The organism is Umezawaea beigongshangensis (genome assembly GCF_016464305.1).
GTDB classification, from domain to species: domain Bacteria; phylum Actinomycetota; class Actinomycetes; order Mycobacteriales; family Pseudonocardiaceae; genus Umezawaea_A; species Umezawaea_A beigongshangensis.
On sequence record NZ_JAEIOJ010000005.1, the window covers coordinates 322,501 to 342,696 of the forward strand.

The window sequence follows — 20,196 nt, forward strand, 5'->3', positions numbered from 1 at the left end:
GGCGGTGGTGATCCGTACGGCTTGGGTGACTCTCCGCAGGGGTACAGCTACGACGCCGCACGGGTGCGCTCCCTCAAGGCGGGTGATCTGGAGGCGCGGTTCGCCGCCTTGTCGCAGCGGGCGAAGACTCCGACCGATCTGGGTGGTTTCGGTCCGCTGGGTGCGGGTGCGATGGGCGGGAAGATCCGCAGCACCGAGGCGAACACCGTGGAGACGTTCGACCGGGCGAAGTACGACAAGAACCTGGTCAGCATCAACAAGGCGGTGGACAACGCCCAGCGGGCGAAGGACGACGGCGCGCGCAGCAACATCAGGGGCAAGGCGGACGACGGCCCGAAGATCAACACCAATCCCGGTCCGCGTCCCGCGCCGAACACCGGCGGCGGCAACAACACCGGCGGTCCGAAGAGCAGTCCCGCACCGGACGGCAGAGGCACCACGCCCCCGCCCGCGAGCCCCAACACCACGACCGGCGGACCCAAGACCACCCCACCCCCGTCCGGCAGCAAGGGCAGCACGCCCCCGCCCGCGAGCCCGAACACCACGCCGGGTGGGCCGAAGGCGTCGTCGCCGCCGTCCAGCAGTAAGGGCAGCACGCCCCCGCCCGCGAGCCCCAGCACCACGCCGGGTGGGCCGAAGGCGTCGTCGCCGCCGTCCAGCAGTAAGGGCAGCACGCCCCCGCCCGCGAGCCCCAGCACCACGCCGGGCGGGCCGAAGGCATCGCCGCCCCCGTCCGGCAGCAGGGGCACGACACCTCCGCCCGCGAGCCCCAGCACCACGCCGGGCGGGCCGAAGACGTCGCCGCCGCCGTCCAGCAACAAGGGCAGCACGCCCCCGCCCGCGAGTCCGAACACCACGCCCGGCGGGCCGAAGGCGTCGCCGCTGCCGTCGAGCAGCAGGGGCAGCACACCCCCGCCTGCGAGCCCCAACACCACGCCGGGCGGACCGAAGACCACCCCGCCCCCGTCCGGCAGCAGGGGCAGCACACCTCCGCCCGCGAGCCCCAACGCGACGCAGGGTGGGCCGAAGGCGTCGCCGCCGCCGTCCGGCAGCAGGGGCACGACACCTCCGCCCGCGAGCCCCAGCACCACGCCCGGCGGGCCGAAGGCATCGCCGCCCCCGTCCAGCAGCAGGGGCAGCACGCCCCCGCCCGCCAGCCCCAGCACCACGACCGGCGGACCCAAGACCACCCCGCCCCCGTCGAGCAGCAGGGGCACGACACCCCCGCCCGCCAGCCCCAGCACCACGCAGGGCAGCGGACCGAAGGCCACCCCGCCTTCGACCAAGGCCGGGCCACTGCCCGCCAACGCCGGACCCAGCACCACGACCGGCGGACCGAAGGCGTCGCCGCCGCCGTCGAGCAGCAGGGGCACGACGCCCCCGCCCGCGAGCCCCAACACGACGCCGGGTGGTCCGAAGGCGTCGTCGCCGCCGTCCGGCAGCAAGGGCACGACACCGCCGCCCGCGACCCCCAGCACCATGCAGGGTGGATCGAAGGCGTCGCCGTCGCCGTCCGGCAGCAAGGGCACCCCGCCTCCGCCCGCGAGCCTGAACGCGGCGCAGGGTGGGCCGAAGGCATCGCCGTCGCCGTCGAGCAGCAAGGGCACGACGCCCCCTCCCGCGAGTCCGAACGCCACGGCTGGTGGGTCGAAGGTGTCGTCGGTGCCGGACGGCAGGGGTACCCCGCCCACGCCTGCGAGCCCCAGCAGCACCACCGGCGGGCCCAAGGCGTCGGCCGTGCCGACCAGCAAGGGCGTGGTCGGGGCGACTCCTGACAGCAGGGGCCCGTCGCCCGTCTCCACCAACCGGAGCAGCACCGACAGGTCGAGCACGACGCCCGTCGCGGACAAGCGCCCCGGTGGTCCCAAGTCCGAGGTGAAGACCTCGATCGGGGGGCACTCGCGCGGGGGGAGCAGCAGTTCGGACGTGAAGTCCTCCCCGACCGGTGGGGGCAGGCCCACGCCCAGCACGCGCTCGACGAGTCCCGGCCCCGAGGTGAGGACCACGCGGACGAGCACGGGGAAGGCCCCCTCGGACGCGGCGGCCAAGGAGACTCCTGAGAAGTCGAGCAGGTCGTCGGCCATGTCGGCACCGGCCAGGGTGTGGCGTCGGATCATCGGAAAGGCGCCGGTCGGCCGTGGCGAGTCCGTTCCGCTGCAGGCGCTCCCGCCGCGCACGACCACGACGCCTCCTGCGTCCGGCAGCGTCAGCACGAGCGCCGATCCGGCACGGACCAGCAGCTCGAAGGCGAACACCAACCCGGCCCCCTCGTCCGGCGGTCCGAAGTCGAGCACCAGTCCGGCACCGTCCAGCAGTACGAGCACGGTGCCGACCGCCGGTTCGAAGACGAACGCCGATCCGACGCCGACCGGCGGTCCGAAGTCGAGCACCAGTCCGGCGCCGTCCAGCAGCGTCAACCCGGTGCAGAGCACGGGCACCAGCCCGGCACCGAACACCGCCGCGACGCCGACCGGCCCGAACTCCGCGCCGAACCCCAACACCAGCTCCGCGGCCACGCCGGACTCCGACGTGCCGCCGCCCCGGCGCACCGGACCGCCACCGCCGCCCGGCCCCGTGCTGCCGAGCCGTCCCGCGCTGCCGGACTTCTTCCAGCGGAACAAGGCGTTCGGCACGATCGTCGCGACGGACGTGCGGGGCGGACCCGAGGTCGCCGCCGCCGTCGGGAACCTGCTGCCGACGGTCAGGGGAGCGACACCGGTCGGACTGGACCGGATCGAGTCCGCGATCGGCCGTGACGTCGAATCGTTCCTCGACCAGGGGCGGAAGTTCCCGGTCAAGGTGGGCGGCAAGTGGTTCGAGGCGCGCGTGCAGGCGGTCGTGGAGACGCCCACCACCGATCCGAAGGCGCCCCCCGTGGGCACCAGGATCGACGGGACCGTGCAGAGCGGCACCGCGGCGGGCAGCAACACCGCGATCACCAAGGCGAACGACGTCGGGCTGGGTGCGCTCGCCACCGCCGGTGTCGGCCCGATGGGGTTCGTGAACGGCCGCGTCCAGCTCGCGGCCCCGGCCGTCTCGAACTCCAGTTCCACGGCGGTGACCGACCAGCGGCAGATCCGGTCGAGCGGCAACTCCACCGACGTCGACGTGCCGATCCGCTTCCAGATCACGCTCACCGACCAGGACGGCCGGTCGGCGACCGGCGCGGTCGTGGACGGCGGCGCGACGCTGCACGTGCCCGACGACCTCGCCGACGCGACGCCGGTCGACGGTCAGCCGGTGGTGCGTCCGGGGGACGCGTCGTGGGGGCGCAAGCTGGAGCACCCGGTGCCGGAGGCGCTGGTCGACTTCGACGCCGAGACGGCGTTCCGGGAGATCGCGGCCCGCTTTCCCGACTCGGCCACGAAGCTCGGCGCTCCCGGCCGCACCGACCTGCAGAACTTCCTCAACCCCGCGACCCTGCGCAACGAGCTCGGTCGGCTGATCGACGGCGGCGTGGTCCTGTCGCCCGACCTGATCAGTCCGCACGGCAGCGTCCGCAACGCGGTGCAGGTGACGGCGGAGCTGGTCGACGCGCAGCTGGTGGGCGTGCCGGGCGGCCCCGAGCTGCGGTTGCACGACACCGCCACGTCGAGCACCGGCCAGTCGGCGGCCACGAAGAGCGGGTTCGACCTGAACGCCGGGTTCGGCGGTGGTGCGGTCGGTTCGTTCAGCGGTACCGACGGCGCACCGACGGGCGGGTACGCGGCGCTGACCGGTGGGTACTCGGCTCGCAAGACGGAGCAGTCGCAGGCCGGTTCGACCACGTCCTCGCGGCGGGGCGTCCAGGTCAAGGGCGAGGCCGGGCTCTACAAGACGACGACGCGGCTGACGTTCACGACTCCCACCGGCACGCCGCTGACCTACGACGCCGTCTCCTACGTGCGGGTGGGTCTGCCGGAGGCGAAGCAGCAGGGGCTGGGTGTTCCGGAGGGGACGCCGGACCTGTTCCAGCCGGAGGCGAGGCGTTATGAGCCGCCGTACCTGGCCGCGTCGTTGGCCGCTGGTGACGCGAAGGTCGGTGAGTTCGAGGCCGCGGCGAAGGTGCAGGGACAGGTCGAGACCGCGCTGAGCAGCGCCGAGGGCCTGGAGGGTCTGCTGCCGAAGTGGTCGGACGCCGACGCTCCTGCTCGCAAGAGCGGCAAGGACTCGGCCGAGATGGCGGAGCGGCTGGCGAATCAGCGTGCGTTGTCGGCGGCGTTGTCGCCGTCGGCGTTGAAGGGGAAGATGGACACCCTGCTGGGGCCGGGTGTGCAGGTGCAGCTCAAGCAGCGGGGCGCGTTCACCGACGAGTTCGTCAACGTCACCGTGCGGGCGAAGACCGGACCGGGCACGCACCTCGGCCGGGCCGACAAGCGCAACGTGCGCAGCGGCGGGTCGAGCAGTCCGTCGCTGACCAGTTCCACGACGACGCAGAAGACGGGCCGGATCGGCGTCGAGGGTCGCGTGGTCATCCCGAAGCCGCTGGCGAAGACGACGCTCGCGCCGTCGCCGAACGTCGGCGTGCAGTTCTCCGCGACGAAGACGACGAAGAACTCCGCCGGCCCCACCACGGCCAGCACGACCCTGAACGCCAGCAGCGCCGACAGTCAGGTGTTCGCCCACGACGTCGAGTTCGAGGTGGTGATCACCCGCTACACCCGTCCGCGCCCGTGGGTCCGGCGGCTCACGCCGGACTCGCCGGTCCGTCGCGCGCCGAGGGTGCAGACGCTGTTCGCATCGTCGCCGGACCTGCCGGACGGTCACCCCGGCAGGACGATCAGCGGCTCGATGAACCTCTACACCTCCGACGGCGTCACCTCCACGAAGGACATGTCGGAGTTCGCGCCGAAGGAGCCGACGCGGCGGGACCTCCCGCCGGGCGAGACGCCGACGATCAAGGACCTGCTGACGCGCGAGTCGGCGCAGGTGGGGCCGAAGCCGAAGTGGCTGGGTGTGGAGGCCGTCGTGAACGCCACGGCGTTGCGCGACGAGGCCGTGGCGAAGCTGGAGGAGGCCGCGGGGAACGACTCGGTCCTGGGGTTGCCCGGCAGCGACGCTCGGCGGCGCGTCGACGCGATGTTCGAGCCGGAGGCGCTGCGCGCGAACCTGCGCAAGCTCGTGGACCAGGGCCTCCAGGAGGGGGGCATGGTCTACGACCGCCGCGTGGCCGACCGGGTGGGCGAGATCGGCATGTCCCTGTCCCTGCGCGACGCGACGATCATCGCGGTGGCGGAGGACGGCGTCGTGGAGAACGCCACGTCGGGCGGGTCGAAGTCGTCGGCGAGCACGACCGACGCGCAGGCCGTCGAGATCAACGCCAACCTGAACGTCCCGGTCCGGCCCTCGGTCGCGGCCGCGGGGGCGGGTGGCGCCGCCGTCGCCGGGAAGTGGACGCCGTGGCAGGAGTCGTCCGTCCGCGAGGACGAGATCGCCGCCTCCGTCGACCGCAACTTCAAGACCGCGCCGAAGGGCCGGACGTTCCTGGTGCAGATGACGGCCGACGCGTCGATCGTGGCGGAGAGCCGGGAGACGAACCTGCTGCACGACTCGTCGCCGAAGCGGGCGGGGGCGGTGGTGACGCTGCCCGGTGGTGTGTTCGTCCGGGTCAACGAGGACCAGGCCCGCGAGATGGGGCTGCTGCCGCAGCTCCCCGACCGGCCCACCCCTGGGGGCGTGAGCGTCGCACCGCCGTCGTCGCTGCGCCCGGACGGCCCCGGTTCGCTGGGCCTCGGCCTGGTGGAGGACCTGCCCGACACGGCGGGCCTCGTCGCCGACCTGCGCGCCCAGCTGGGCGACCGCGGCACGAAGCTCATGCCGGACTCCGTGCTCGACGACTCGATGAACAACCTGCGAAGGTTGCTCGACCTCACCGCGCCGGAGAGCCGCAAGGGCCTGCTGGACAGCGCCCTCGACGGCGGTGTGCCGCTGCTGCTGCACGACCCCGGTGTCTTCGGCGCGGACACCTACCAGGTCACCCTGCACGCGAAGGTCGGCACGCCGACGTTCAAGGACGTCGTCAACGACGGCGTCGAGATCGAGCACGTCGTCACCGGTGTCGACAAGGAGTCGGAGAGCCGGGGCAAGGGGTCGTCGTGGAGCCTGGGCGTGCGCGCGCCCGGCACGGCCGTCGTGCCCGCCACGTCCGACCCGAACCTCACCGGCACGGCGGGCGCGCTGGTCAGCGCGAACGTCGGGCAGGCGAACTCGATCACCGACTCGCACTCCACGGCCGACCAGTCGGGGCGCGTGCGCAAGGCCAACGGTCCCGCGGCGCGCTTCGACGTGCCCGTGGAGTTCGAGCTCGTCGTGCGCAGGGGGGACCAGGTGCTCGCCACCGCCTCCACCGCCAAGCCCGGCGAGCCGCCGAAGACCATGCTGCTGCGCACCCTCGCCGACAACCAGAAGATCGCCGGCGACACCACCGCACCCCCCGCGCCAGCAGCAGCCCCGGTGCCGCGGGTGCGGGACAGGTCGGAGGGCACCCCGGAGAGCGTCCGGGCGTGGCAGGCGGCCGGTCACGGCACCCTGCCGTACAACGCGTCGGTCGAGGGCCTGCACGGCGCGGGCGCGGTCCGCGACGCCGCGGTCACCGCGCTGAAGGAGGCGGGCGCCAAGAAGGGCCTCACCGACCCGAACACCGGCGCGGGCAACGCCCTGTGGTCCGGTCTGGGCACCGAGATGCTCGAAGCGAAGCTGCCCGCGATGCTGAACGGTCCGCTGGACCTCCCCGAGCTGCACGAGGCCGCGCTGCTGATGTCCCAGCACGCCGACGTGAAGGTCTACGCGCGGCTCGTCGACCCCGAACTCGCCGGGATCAGCGACGGCGTCGAGCTGGAGCGGCCGGAGAGCTCCGTGTCCGGCACGTCCACCGAGGCGAAGCAGACCGAGACCGGCGACGTGGGTGTCGGGCTCGCCTCCGGTGGCCTCGCGCACAAGCAGCCCGACGCGAACTTCTCCACCGGCGGTGTCGAGGTCCGCCGCGCCGGGGAGGACAGCGCGGCCACGTCCACCGGTGCGACCGACTCCAAGGTCAGCACCCTGAAGCCCAGGGGGCAGTCGGGACTGGCCGGGTTCGGCGTCGAGTACCGGGTCGTCGCCGACCTCGGCAAGGGCCGCACCGCCGTGGTCGACGTGGCCGTGCCCGCGTCCACGCAGGTCAGGATGACCGCGCCCGAGGTGGAGACGCTGCTCGGAGCGCCACTGGACCAGGACCTGCTGGCGGCGCAGGAGAGGGTGAAGGACGCCGCCGCGGCGTGGCGCACGGCGGAGGAGGACCTGGACGCGGCGCAGCGGAAGGTCGACGACACGTGGCGCGACGTCCACGAGCGGGCCGACCGGGCCGAGGCCGAGGTGCGCGAGCGGCGGTTCGCGCTGGACCGGGCCGGGCAACGCGCGGAGACCGCCGACTCCGGTGTGGAGCAGGCACGCGGACCGGCGCGGGAGGCGCGCGAGCACGCCGAGCAGCTGGTCGCGGAGCGGACGCGACTGGAGAGGGCGGCGGAACTCGCCGACGCGCGGGCGGAGACGACGGCCAAGGAGGCCGACGCTCTGGCGAGGACCGCGGCGGATCGGGGGAAGCTCGTCGAGGGTCTGACCGAGGACCGGAAGGAGGTGCGGAAGGCGCGTGCTGAGGCGGTGGGGGGTGGTGCGACGGACACCACGTCGTTGGACGGGACGCTGAAGCGGATCGAGCGTGAGCTGACCGAGGCGGAGACGGCTCGTGACGAGGCCGCGGCGGCACTGCCGAAGGCGCGCGAAGAGGCCCGGATGGCGGCCGACGAGGCGAGGGACGCCGCCACGCGGGTCGAGGAGGCCACGCGCGGGGCACGGGAGGCGGAGGCCGCCGCGACGCGCGCGGAGGACGCGCTCCGGGCTGCCGAACGTCGTCAGGACGGTGCGGACCGGGTGTTGAGCGACGCGTCGCGCGAGCACTCTCGTGCGCGGGAGCAGCACCGGGCGTTGACGGCGGAGCTGGAGGCGCGCACGGCCGAGGCGGCACGGCTGCGGGCCGACGCGGACGTGGCGAAGGCGGAGTGGCTGCGGGAGAAGGCCGCGCTCGACGGGCGGGTGGACGAGTACAACGCCCGGCGGCAGGCCGGGCCGAGCACGCCGCCCGAGCCCGCGACCGGGACCACCGACGCGTCTCGGGCGGGGGACGGGAGCGAAGGTCGCGAGGTGGACGACGGCACCACCGCCGCCAGCACCTCCCAGCGGGGCACCACTTCCGAGCAGCGGGGGATCGACCGCGAGGTCGCGGAGATCGACGCCTTGCACGACGCGGTGAAGCCGGGACCGTCGCAGCGCGGTGGTGGTGGTGTGCCTCTGGTGGAGGGGCTCACGGCGGCTGATGTGGACTTCCTGCCGTTGACGGATGCGTCGGGTCGGGTCGTGGGTGTGGCGTTTCCGAGTCGTGCGGGTGACGAGGTGGCGATGGGGGCGGCCACGGGGGTCGCGGCCACGGAGTACCGGCGGTACGGGGAGACGTTCGCGGGCACCGACGGCGGCGGGGTCGAAGGTGCGGACTTCGACGTGGTGGGCACGCCGTGGGGCAGGGACGGTCGCACGGCGTTCCACGTGGATTCGCACGGCCACTCGGACGGGTTCGACGTGCGGTTGAGGAGTGGTGGGGTGGTGCGGGTCGGTGGTGCGGCGATGGCCGACCTGATCCGCGGCACCGCTCTGATGCGTGCTGCCGGGACGGCTTCCGATTCGCCGGTGGTGGCGTGGTCCTGCGAGGTGGGGGCGGTCGATCCGGCGACGGGTGGGAGTCCGGCGGGGGATCTGCTGGAGCGGTTGCGGGCCACGGGTCACACGGGCGAGGTGTACGCGGCGCCGGCGGTGACCACGATCGATCCTTCGGGTGGGTGGGTCGGTGTGGACGGCGGTCGCGACTTCGAGCGGTTCGGCGACGTGCCGCAGGACCAGACACCGCCGCCCTCGGACGACGACACGCCACCGATGTCCGACGACGACACCCCGCCCTCCTCGGACGACGAGTCGGACAGCTCCTCGCGGGTGTCGGCCACCCCTCCGAGGGTCGAACTCGGCTTCGCACCGGACACCTTCGTCGAGGAGCTGTTCGACGCTCTCGACGCGAACCCGCAGACCGCGCCGGAGAGCAGCCCCGCCGGTCGCACGCCCTTCCGCACGTCGGAGTGGACGTCCCCGTCCGCTCAGCGGACCGGGAGCGACGGCCGCACCACGCCGTCGGAGGACTGGAGCTCCGCGCAGCCGCACACCGAGACCGTCACCGCGCAGGAGCTGGAGCAGAACCTCGGTCTGCCCCGGAAGAACCAGCAGCGGCTCCAGGCCGTGGTCGACCGGTTCGGGCTCGTCCTGGACGTCCGGCCGACGAACCCGACGGCGGTGCGCAGGCTGGAGGAGGGCGCCGTTCCCAAGCCCAAGGACGTCAAGGCCAAGACGATCAACAAGTGGGACACCTTCATCGGCGCCTCCCCCGACGACATCGGCCTGGTCGGGTTCTTCTCACCGGTGCTCCCGCCGAGCGCGGAGCTCGCCGCGATGACCCCGGAGACCAGGACCGCGGTGGAGGCGGCGTTCGCCAAGCGCCAGCGCGAGCACGCGGAACTCTCCGAGGAGATGCGGCGCCTCCAGGAGGAGGGGCGCTTCGACGTCGACGAGCGCGGCGTGGTGCGGGCCAGGACGGCGGACGGGGAGTTCCGCGAGGTCACCGGCGATCACGACCTGTTCCACGTCCGCCTGCCGCAGGACGGGACGAGCCTGTCGCAGGAGGACTACGACCACGTCGTCTGGCTGCTCACGCACCGCAACGTCGGTGTGCAGCACGGTGCGCACCTCTACTGGTCGCCCGAAGGGGACTTCCAGCACGCGATCTACGAGGACATCGTCGCCCGCCACCAGGCCGACAGCGCGAGCAACGAGCCGCTCGTCCGGTTCAGCCCCGGCGATCCTCCGGCGCTGGTCTACGCCGACGACCCCGCGCCCGCCGACCAGGACCCCGGCAGCGACTCCACCCCGGCTCCCGAGGAGCCGGACACCGCCCCGGAGGAGTCGGAGCCGTCGTCGCTGGAGGAGGTGTGGGGCGACTACCTGCGCGCCGACCACGAGCTGACGTGGGCGCAGGCCGCGCACGCCGAGGCGACCGCGCGGGCGGAGGAGCTGCCGGAGTCGACCGCACGCACGGCGGAGGCGGAGCGGCTGCGGACCGACGCGGACGTCGCCGGGGTCGACGCCCCTCCCGGTCCGTCGCAGCGCGGTGGTGGTGGTGTTCCTCTGGTGGAGGGGCTCACGGCGGCTGATGTGGACTTCCTGCCGTTGACGGATGCGTCGGGTCGGGTCGTGGGTGTGGCGTTTCCGAGTCGTGCGGGTGACGAGGTGGCGATGGGGGCGGCCACGGGCGTTGGGGCCACGGAGTACCGGCGGTACGGGGAGACGTTCGCGGGTACCGGTGGTGGCGGGGTCGGGGGTGTGGACTTCGACGTGGTGAGCACGCCGTGGGGGCGTGATGGTCGTACGGCGTTCCACGTGGATTCGCACGGCCACTCGGACGGGTTCGACGTGCGGTTGAGGAGTGGTGGGGTGGTGCGGGTCGGTGGTGCGGCGATGGCCGACCTGATCCGCGGCACCGCTCTGATGCGTGCTGCCGGGACGGCTTCCGATTCGCCGGTGGTGGCGTGGTCCTGCGAGGTGGGGGCGGTCGATCCGGCGACGGGTGGGAGTCCGGCGCGGGATCTGCTGGAGCGGTTGCGGGCCACGGGTCACAGCGGCGAGGTGTACGCGGCGCCGGCGGTGACCACGATCGATCCTTCGGGTGGGTGGGTCGGTGTGGACGGCGGTCGCGACTTCGAGCGGTTCGGCGACGTGCCGGGCTCACGGCCCGGTGACGACGGCACCGAGCTGGCCGGCCTCGTCCCCGCACCGCGCAGCGCACCGCCGTCGCACGCGCTGCTGGTGCGCGACCTGCCGAACCTGCCGCGCTACCTCCAGGAGAACCAGGCGCTCGGCGGCGTCGTGCCGACGGGCGTGCGCGGCGGCCCGGAGGTCGCCGCGACCGTGACCCGGATGCTGCCCGCCCGCGACGGCGTGGTGCCGGTGGGCGTCGACGCCGTCGCCCGCGCGCTCGGCGAGGACCTCGAGTCGTTCACCGGGCGGGGCCGGAGGTTCCCGGTCAGCGTCGGCGGGACGAAGTACGAGGTCAAGGTCACCGCCCGGCTGCGCACGCCCGCCCCACCGGTGACTCCCGCGGTCAACACCCGCATCGACGTCACGTCCGCGCACACCGGCTCGGCCGGCACCACGTCGTCGGTGAGCAACGCCCACGACGTCACCGTGGCCGCGCTCGCGACCGGCCCCGGCGTCTACGGCCATCTCGCCGCCACGACGCCGCTCGCGACCCCGGTGACCACCGCCTCCACGTCGTCGTCGGTCACCGACCAGCGGCAGATCCGCTCCGGCGGCGGCTCGAAGGCGCTGGACACGCCGGTCGACTACCTGATCGAGCTGATCCCGGAGACCGGCCTGCGCCGCCACGGCCTCGTCGAGGGCGGCGTGACGCTGCACGTGCCGGACGACCTGGCCGACCTGACGCCCGCCGACCCCGAGCTGGGGACGGTGACCCTGCCGCCCGGCACGGGGCCGCGCCTGGAGCACCCCGTGCCCGAGGCCGTGACCGACCTGGACTCCGACCGGATCTTCGACGAGGTCTCCGCGCTGCTGCACCCCTCGATCACGAAGTTCGGCGCGGACGGCCGCCGCGAGTTGCGGGACTTCGTCAGCGCCACCGGCGTGCGGGACCGGATGGGCGAGCTGCTGGAGGGCGGCTGGGTCACCTCGCCCGACCTGGTCAGCCCGCACGGCGCGAAGCGCGGCGTCGTCCGGATGCGGCTGCGCCCGCGCACCGCCGCGCTGGTCGGCGTGACCGGCTCGCCCGAGCTGCGGCTGCACGACGTCACCACCACGTCCACCGGCCTCCAGTCGGCCGTGCGCAGCGGCTACGACGTGTCCGGCGGCGTCGGCGGCGGGGTCGTCGGCTCGTTCAGCGGCACCGACGGCGCACCGGCGGGCGGGCTCGGCGGCGCCGTGTTCGGCCACTCCGCGCGCACCGAGGAGACCTCGCAGACCGGCACGTCCACCACGTCCCGCAGGGGAGTCGCGCTCAGGGGCGACGCCGGGCTCTACGAGATGGGCGTGGACCTGGAGATCGAGACGCCCAACGGCAGCAGGCTCTACGACGCCACGGCGTTCCTGCGGGTCGGCCTGCCGGAGGCCGTCGCGCAGGGCCTGCCCGTGCCCGACGGCACGCCGGCCGAGCAGTTCGTGAAGGACGAGACCCGCTACGAACCGCCGTACCTGGCCGCGCAGCTCGCCGCGGGCGACGTGAAGATCGGCAGGTTCGACGGCGCGAACGAGGTGCAGCAGCAGGTGGAGCGGGCGATCCGCGGCCTGCCGGGCTTCGCCGACGCCCTCCCGTCGTTCTCGCAGAGCTGGAAGCCGCCGCGACGCAGCGGCGGCGACCTGCTCGGCGGCGTCACCGCGCAGAGCGAGAACCAGCGCGAGCTGAACGCGAAGCTCTCGCCCGGCGCGCTGAAGGCGTCGATGGACACCCTGCTCGGCCCCGGCGTGCAGGCGCGGCTCAAGCGCGAGGGGAAGGCCAGCGACGAGTACGTCACCGTCACGGTCAAGGCGCGGCTGCTCGGCCCCGGCGAGCACCTGGGCCGGGCGGGCGACCGCAACGTCCGCAGCGGCAACGCGGCGTCCCCGTCGTTGACCAGCTCCACCACGACGCAGAAGACCACCTCGGTCGGCGTGCAGGGCCGCGCGGTGATCCCGAAGCCGCTGGCGAGGGCGACGCTCGCGCCGTCGCCGATCGTCACCGCCCGCTACAACCGCACGTCCACCACGAAGAACTCCGCCGGGCCGACCGCGGCGAGCACGACCCTCAACACCGGCACCGCCGACTCGGAGGTCTTCGGCCACGACGTCGTGTTCGACGTGACGATCACCAGCCACAGCAGGAAGAAGCGCTGGGTGCGTCGGTTGCTGCCGGGACGGCCCGGCAAGCACACGCCGGCCGTGCACACCCGCGCCGAGACGGCGTCCCCGCGCTCCGAGGTGGAGCTGCGTCCCATCGAGGGCCGCTTCCACGCCTACGTGTCCACCGGCGCCACCTCCACCCGCGACCTGTCGGAGTTCCAGCCGGGACAGCCGGTCGTCACCCCGTCCGCGCGACCCGGTCGCACGATCGAACAGCTCCTCACCGAGCCCCGTCCGGCCGACGCGCCGCCGCCGCCGAGGTGGCTGCACGTCGAGGCCGTCACCGGGACCGAGGCGCTGCGCGCGGAGACCATCGCCAAGCTGACCGAGTCGGCGGGCGGCGACGACGTCCTCGGGCTGCCCGGCAGCGAGGCGCGCAAGCGGATCGACGCCGTGTTCACCCCGGAGGCGCTGAAGTCGACGCTGCGCGCGATGGTCGACGGTGGCGTGCAGGAGGGCGGCCTCGTGCACGACCGGCGGATCGCCGACCGGCACGGCGCGTTCGGCCTGCGGATGTCGCTGCGGGACCCGCAGCTCGTCGTGGCCGCGGAGGACGGCGTCGTCGAGAACGCCGCGTCCGGCGGGTCGAAGGCGTCCTCCAGCTCCGCCACGGGCCACTCGGTGGACGTCACCGCCGAGCTGTCGCTTCCGGTCAGGCCGTCGCGCAACGCGGCGGGCGCGGGTGGCGCGGCGCCGTTCGCCCGCGTCACGCCGTGGTCGGAGTCCAGCGCCGCCGAGTCGGAGATCGCCGGTTCGGTGGACCGCAACGCCAAGACCGCGCCGAAGGGCCGCACGTTCCTCGTGCGCTACACCGCCGACGTCGACGTCGTCGCGGAGAGCAAGAACGCCAACCTGCTGCGGGACGGCGCCGGTCGCCCGGCCGGGTCGCGGGTGGAGCTGCCGGGCGGCGTGTTCGTCCGGCTGGACGAGGCGCAGGCCCGCGAGGCGGGACTGCTGCCGCCGCTGCCCGACCGGCCGCCCGCCGCGACCGGCCGGACCATGGCCGCCCCGGAGATGCTGCGGGAGGGCGAGCCGGGCGCGATCGGTCTCGGCCTCGTGGAGGACCTGCCCGACACCGACGGCCTCGTGCTGGCCGCGCGGGCCGCGCTCGACCGGCAGAACGCCGGTCTCGGCGCGAAGCTCGTCCCCGAGGCCGTGCTGAACGACTCGATGAACAACCTGCGCCGGATGCTCGACCTCACGTCGAAGGAGAACGTGCGCGGCCTGGTCGACAGCGCGCTCGACGGCGGCGTGCCGCTGCTGCTGCACCAGCCGGGCACCGTGATCGGCAAGGACACCTACCAGGTCGTGCTGCGGGCGAAGACCGGTGCGCCGAGGTTCACCGACGTCGTCAACGACGGCGTGGAGATCGAGCACGTCGTCACCGGCTCGTCGAAGTCGTCCACGTCGAAGGGCCGCGGCTGGTCGTGGCGCACCGGCCTGCGCGCGCCGGGCGCGGGCGTGGTGGCCGACCCGGCGAAGGACCCGTCGATCACCGGCACCGCTGGCGGCACCGCCGCCGTCTCCTACGGCCAGGGCCGCTCGATCGCCGACTCCCGCTCCACGACCGACCAGTCCGGCCGGGTCCGCAAGGCCAACGGTCCCGCCGCGCGCTTCGCGGTCCCGGTGGAGTTCGAGCTGGTGGTCACCAAGGGGGGCGTGCCCGTCGCCGCGGTGTCGACCGAGCAGCGCGACATGGTGGTCCGCACGCTCGCCGACGACGTCCGGATCACCTCCACCGGGTCCCGGCCCGGCAGCACCGCGCACGCCCCCACCAGCACACCGCTGAACTCCCGCGACGGTCACCCGCTGAACGCGGCGGCGTGGCAGCTGATGGCCGGTGACCCGCTGCCGCCCTCGGCGTCGGTGCAGGGCCTGCGCGGCGCGTCGGCCGTGCGGGAGGCCGCGCGGGAGGCGCTGCGGCGTGCCGGCGCCCGCCGCGAACTCGTCGACGAGGGCAGCGGCGCCGCGAACGCGCTGTGGTCCGGCCTGACCACCGAGGTGCTGGAGGCGAAGCTGCCGGAGATGCTCGACGGCGCGCTGGACGTGCCGTCGCTGCACGACACGGCGCTGTTCGGCTCCCGGCAGCACGGCGACGTGCGGGTCTACGCGCGGCTGGTGAACCCCCGCCTCACCGCGGTCAGCGACGGCGTGGAACTGGAGCGGCCCGAGACGTCGGTGACCTCGGTGTCCAGCGAGGTGCGCGACACCGCCGGGGTCGACGTCGCGGTCGGTCTCGGCAGCGGAGGGTTCGCGCACCAGAACCCGGACGTCAACTTCTCCGGCTCCGGCGTGCAGCCGCGGCACGCCTCCGAACTGGCGGACTCCGCGCAGGGCGGCACGGCGCACGGCCGGACCGGGACGCTCAAGCCGAAGGGACGCAGCAGTGTGATCACCTACGACGTCGAGTACCGCGTCGTGGCCGACGTGGGCAGGGGGCGGAAGGGCGTGGTGGAGGTCCGCACGCCCGGTTCGGTGCAGGTCCGCGCCACCGGTCCCGAGACCGCCGCCGTGCTGGGCCTCGACGCCCTGCCGGAGTCGATCACCACCGCGCAGGACGCCGCGACGACCGCAGCGGCCGACTGGCGCACGGCCGTGGAGGCCGTGGACCGCGCGCAGCGCGCCGTCGACGACCTGTGGCTCGCGACCCGCAGGGCCGAGCAGGACGTGCGGACCCGCACCGAGGCGCTGACCGCAGCCCAGGAGGCGCTGACCGGGAACCGCGACGCGGCGCGCACCGCCGAGCTGGAGCGCGCGCGCGACACCGCGGCGGCCCGGCGCGACGAGGCCGTGCGGGCGCACGCCGACCTCGTGTCGGGCGAGGCGGCGCTGAGGGAGGCCGCGGACGCCGCGCGCGACGAGGCGGACGCGAAGCAGGTCGTGTGGTGGGATCGCAAGGTGGAGGTGGGTCGTGCCGTGGACGAGCTGAACTCGCCCACCCCGCCCCCCGGGACTCCGCCGCCGCCTCCTCCGACGCCGCTGCCGCCTCCGACGCCGCTGCCGCCTCCGACGCCGCTGCCGCCTCCGACGCCGCCGACGATCGAGGTCACGCCGCCGACCCCGACGATCGAGGTCACGCCGCCGACGCCGACGAGCGACTCGGACGACCACGACGAGCCGTTCGGCGACCCCTCGGTCACCCCGGCCGTCCGTGCCGCGGCGAGCGCCTACGACCGGGCCGTCGTGGACCGGATCAACGCCGAGGTGGACCTGCACGTCGCCCACCGCTCCGGCGGTGACGTCACCGGTGCGGAGGAGCACCTCGCGCGGGCCGAGAAGCGGGCCGCCGCCGCGCTGGACGCGCTGCTGCGCGCCGGTGAGGCGCGGCAGGACGACGCCCCGCTGTCCGGACCCGCCAGTCGGTCGGGGATCGCGCTCGACCTCGCCAGGGAGGTGGAGCGCACGGTCCGCGAGCAGCAGGCGGACACCGCTCGGCGGCGGGTCGAGCGGGCCACCGAACAGCTCGACCGACGAGACCGGGACCTCGCTGCCGGGGAGGAACGGATGCGTGACGCGGCCGACGTGCACGCGGAGGCCAACGACGCCCTGCGCGCCGTGATCGCGGAACTGCGGACGCTCGCCGACTCGGCGCACGCCCTGAACCGGGACGTCGCGCGCGTCGACCGGGCGATCCGGCGGCACGCCGTCGACCTGGAGGACGCCGTCGCCTCCGGGAACGCCGTCCGGATCGCCGACGCGGAGAAGCGGGAGGCGACCCTGCGCCGCGAGCGGGACCGGCTGGACGAGGAGCTGGGCCGGATCGCCGCCGAGACCGCGCGCCTCTCCGAGGAGCGCAACGAGCTGCGGAGCGACACGGCCGACGCGCTGCGCCGCTTCGAGCAGGCCCGCCGGGAGCGCGACGCCGTGCTGGCCGCCCGCGCGGAGGCGCTGCGCGAGCTGCGGACCGCGGAGGCCGAGGTCTCCGTGCCGCTGGTCGACCGCACCGGCACCGTCGTCGGCGTGCTGCTGCCACCGGGGACCGGGTTCGCCGCGCCGCCGCGCACGGACCGGCCGGCCACCTGATCGGGCGAGTGCGCAACCTCACTACGCACAGTCGGGGGAACACGGGACGCCTAGGGTCGTTGACGTGGTTGTGGACATCTCCGTGACGCCGCCCGAGCCCGTCCCGAGCGACGCCGCGCTGCGGCGAGCCCTGCGCAGAGCGGGGGACGGCGCGACGCTCGACGTGACCGAGGCCGCCGTGCTGCTGCACGCGCGCGGCGCGGACCTGGAGACGCTGTTCGCGGCGGCCGGACGGGTCCGCGACGCGCACCTGCTCGCCGAGGGCCGCAGCGGGATCGTCACCTACAGCCGCAAGGTGTTCGTCCCGCTCACCAGGCTGTGCCGCGACCGCTGCCACTACTGCACGTTCGCCACCGCGCCGCACAAGCTGCCCGCGGCGTTCCTGGAGCGCGACGAGGTGCTCCAGATCGCGCGGGAGGGCGCTGCGGCGGGCTGCAAGGAGGCCCTGTTCACCCTCGGCGACCGGCCGGAGGACCGCTGGCCGGCCGCGCGGGAGTGGCTGGAGGCGCGCGGCTACTCGTCCACGCTGGACTACCTCCGCGCGTGCGCCATCGCCGTGCTGGAGGAGACGGGCCTGCTCCCGCACCTCAACCCCGGCGTGCTGTCCTGGGAGGAGCTCCAGCGGCTGCGTCCCGTCGCGCCCAGCATGGGCATGATGCTGGAGACCACCGCCGAGCGGCTGTGGAGCGAGAAGGGCGGCCCGCACCACGGCAGCCCGGACAAGGAGCCGGCGGTCCGGCTGCGGGTGCTCACCGACGCGGGCCGGGTGAACGTGCCGTTCACGACCGGCATCCTCATCGGTATCGGCGAGACGATCACCGAGCGCGCCGAGTCGCTGATGGCGATCCGCGCCAGCGCCCGGCAGTACGGGCACGTGCAGGAGGTCATCGTCCAGAACTTCCGCGCCAAGCCGGACACGGCGATGCGCGGGATGCCCGACGCCGACCTGCACGAGCTGGCCGCGACCGTCGCCGTGGCCCGCCTGCTGCTGGGGCCGGGCGTCAGCGTCCAGGCGCCGCCGAACCTCATCGGCGACGAGCACGCGCTGCTGCTGCGCGCCGGGATCGACGACTGGGGCGGCGTCTCGCCGATCACCCCGGACCACGTCAACCCCGAGCGCCCGTGGCCGCTGATCGACGAGCTGGCCGAGCGCACCGCCGCCGCCGGCTTCACCCTCCGCGAGCGCCTCACCGCGTACCCGCGCTACGTCCGCGCCGGGGCGGGCCAGTGGATCGACAGCAGGCTGACCGCGCACGTCGACGCGCTCGCCGCCCCCGACGGCCTGGCCGACCCCGCGGCCGCGGTCGTCGGCCGCGAGTGGCAGGAACCCGACGGCGGCCTCGACACCACCGGCCGCGCCGACCTGCACACCGCCGTCGACACCGAGGGCCGCACCGACGACCGGCGCGGCGACTTCGACTCCGTCTACGGCGACTGGGCCGAGCTGCGCACGTCCGTGCCGCGGGTGAGCGCCCCCGAGCGGCTGCCCGCCGACGTCGCCCGCGGCCTCGCGCTCGCGGCCGACGACCCCGCGAAGATCCTGGAGGACACCGACGCGGCGATGGCGCTGCTCACCGCGGAGGGGCAGGCGCTGGAGACGATGGCCGGGCTCGCCGACGAGCTGCGCGCCTCCGTGGTCGGCGACGACGTCACCTACGTGGTCAACCGCAACATCAACTTCTCCAACGTCTGCTACGTCGGCTGCCGCTTCTGCGCCTTCGCGCAGCGCGAGCGCGACGCCGACGCGTTCCGGCTGTCGATCGACGAGGTCGCCGACCGCGCGGAGGAGGCGTGGAACGCCGGGGCCACCGAGGTCTGCATGCAGGGCGGCATCGACCCGAAGCTGCCCGTCACCTACTACGCCGACGTCGTGCGCGGCATCAAGCGGCGACTGCCCGGCATGCACGTCCACGCGTTCAGCCCCATGGAGATCGTCAGCGCGGCCGCCAAGGCGGGCGTGAGCGTCCGCGAGTGGCTCACCGAGCTGAAGGAGGCCGGGCTCGACACGATCCCCGGCACCGCGGCCGAGATCCTCGACGACGACGTGCGCTGGGTGCTCACCAAGGGCAAGCTGCCGACCGCGACGTGGCTGGAGGTCGTCGCCACCGCGCACGAGGTGGGCATCCGCTCGTCCTCGACCATGATGTACGGCCACGTGGACCACCCCGGTCACTGGCTCGGGCACTTCCGCACCCTCGCCGCGCTCCAGGACCGCACCGGCGGTCTCACGGAGTTCGTGGGGCTGCCGTTCGTGCACCGCAACGCCCCCATCTACCTCGCCGGGGTCGCCCGGCCGGGCCCCAGCCGCCGCGACAACCGCGCCGTGCACGCCTTCGCCCGCCTCGCGCTGCACGGCCGGGTGGACAACGTGCAGGTCAGCTGGGTGAAGCTGGGCGACGAGGGCACCGCTGAGGTGCTGCGCGGCGGCGCCAACGACCTCGGTGGAACGCTCATGGAGGAGACCATCAGCCGCATGGCGGGCTCGGAGCACGGCTCGGCGCGGACCGTGCGGCAACTGGAGGCGACGGCGGCGCTCGCGGGACGCACCGCGCGGCAGAGGACTACGACGTACGGAGCAGTGGACGCCACGAGCCGGGGGGGCACCAACGGGTGAAGATCGACCACCACTAGTCTCGCCACCGGACGCGTTTCACCGGAAGTCAACACGAGCGTTGCACAGCTTCGGTAGTTTCGCGGTCACCAGTCCGATGAGTTCACCCGTAGTGGTGAAGGAGTCTGTCTCCGAGGAGGCTCGGCAGTGCGCAGTTCCGTGGTGGGTGGCGGTGTCGCCCAGCAGAATTCAGCGCAGCAGAATTCAGCGCAGCGGAATTCGGCCCAGCAGGAGTCGGTCCAGCAGGACTTGGCGCGGACGGGTCTGCTCCGCGGGGCCGCGGCCCTGGGAGTGGTCACCTGCACCACCGCTGGCCTCGTCCTGGCGAGCGCCCCGCTCGCTCTCGCCGACACGGCCGCCGAGAGCCGGATCTCCGGCTCCCTGTCCGGCCCGGTGGGGCTGGCCACGGTCGCCCTGGGCGCCGGTGGCCTCGTGCTCGGCTTCCTCCGGCGGCGCAAGGCGGTCGTGAGCGTGAGCGTGCAGAACCAGCGCATCGCGCTGCCCGCCGAGGACGTCCTGCCGACGAGCGTCACCCCTCCGGCGAGCACCAGGGTCTGAGCCGGACA

At 74.2% G+C, this 20,196-nt stretch carries 4 protein-coding genes; 3 read left to right on the forward strand and 1 reads right to left on the reverse strand.

Features of this window, described 5'->3' with window-relative positions:
* Positions 1 to 47: 47 nt before the first annotated feature.
* Positions 48 to 2,516 carry a hypothetical protein gene (locus IMZ35_RS16045; RefSeq protein WP_199441869.1) on the reverse strand — a complete coding sequence of 823 codons (2,469 nt, stop codon included), beginning with the start codon at positions 2,514 to 2,516 and terminating at the stop codon, positions 48 to 50.
* On the opposite strand from IMZ35_RS16045, the gene IMZ35_RS16050 reads away from it, so the two are divergent.
* From IMZ35_RS16050 to IMZ35_RS16060, 3 genes are all read left to right on the forward strand, one after another.
* Positions 2,422 to 17,019: a hypothetical protein gene (locus IMZ35_RS16050; RefSeq protein WP_199441870.1), complete on the forward strand. Its 14,598-nt coding sequence runs from the start codon at positions 2,422 to 2,424 to the stop codon at positions 17,017 to 17,019. The genes IMZ35_RS16045 and IMZ35_RS16050 overlap by 95 nt on opposite strands.
* A gap of 64 nt (positions 17,020 to 17,083) precedes the next feature.
* Positions 17,084 to 19,633 carry a bifunctional FO biosynthesis protein CofGH gene (locus tag IMZ35_RS16055; protein WP_199441871.1) on the forward strand — a complete coding sequence of 850 codons (2,550 nt, stop codon included), beginning with the start codon at positions 17,084 to 17,086 and terminating at the stop codon, positions 19,631 to 19,633.
* A gap of 144 nt (positions 19,634 to 19,777) precedes the next feature.
* Complete coding sequence (locus tag IMZ35_RS16060) at positions 19,778 to 20,188, forward strand: hypothetical protein (protein WP_199441872.1); 411 nt, start codon at positions 19,778 to 19,780, stop codon at positions 20,186 to 20,188.
* Positions 20,189 to 20,196 lie beyond the last annotated feature (8 nt).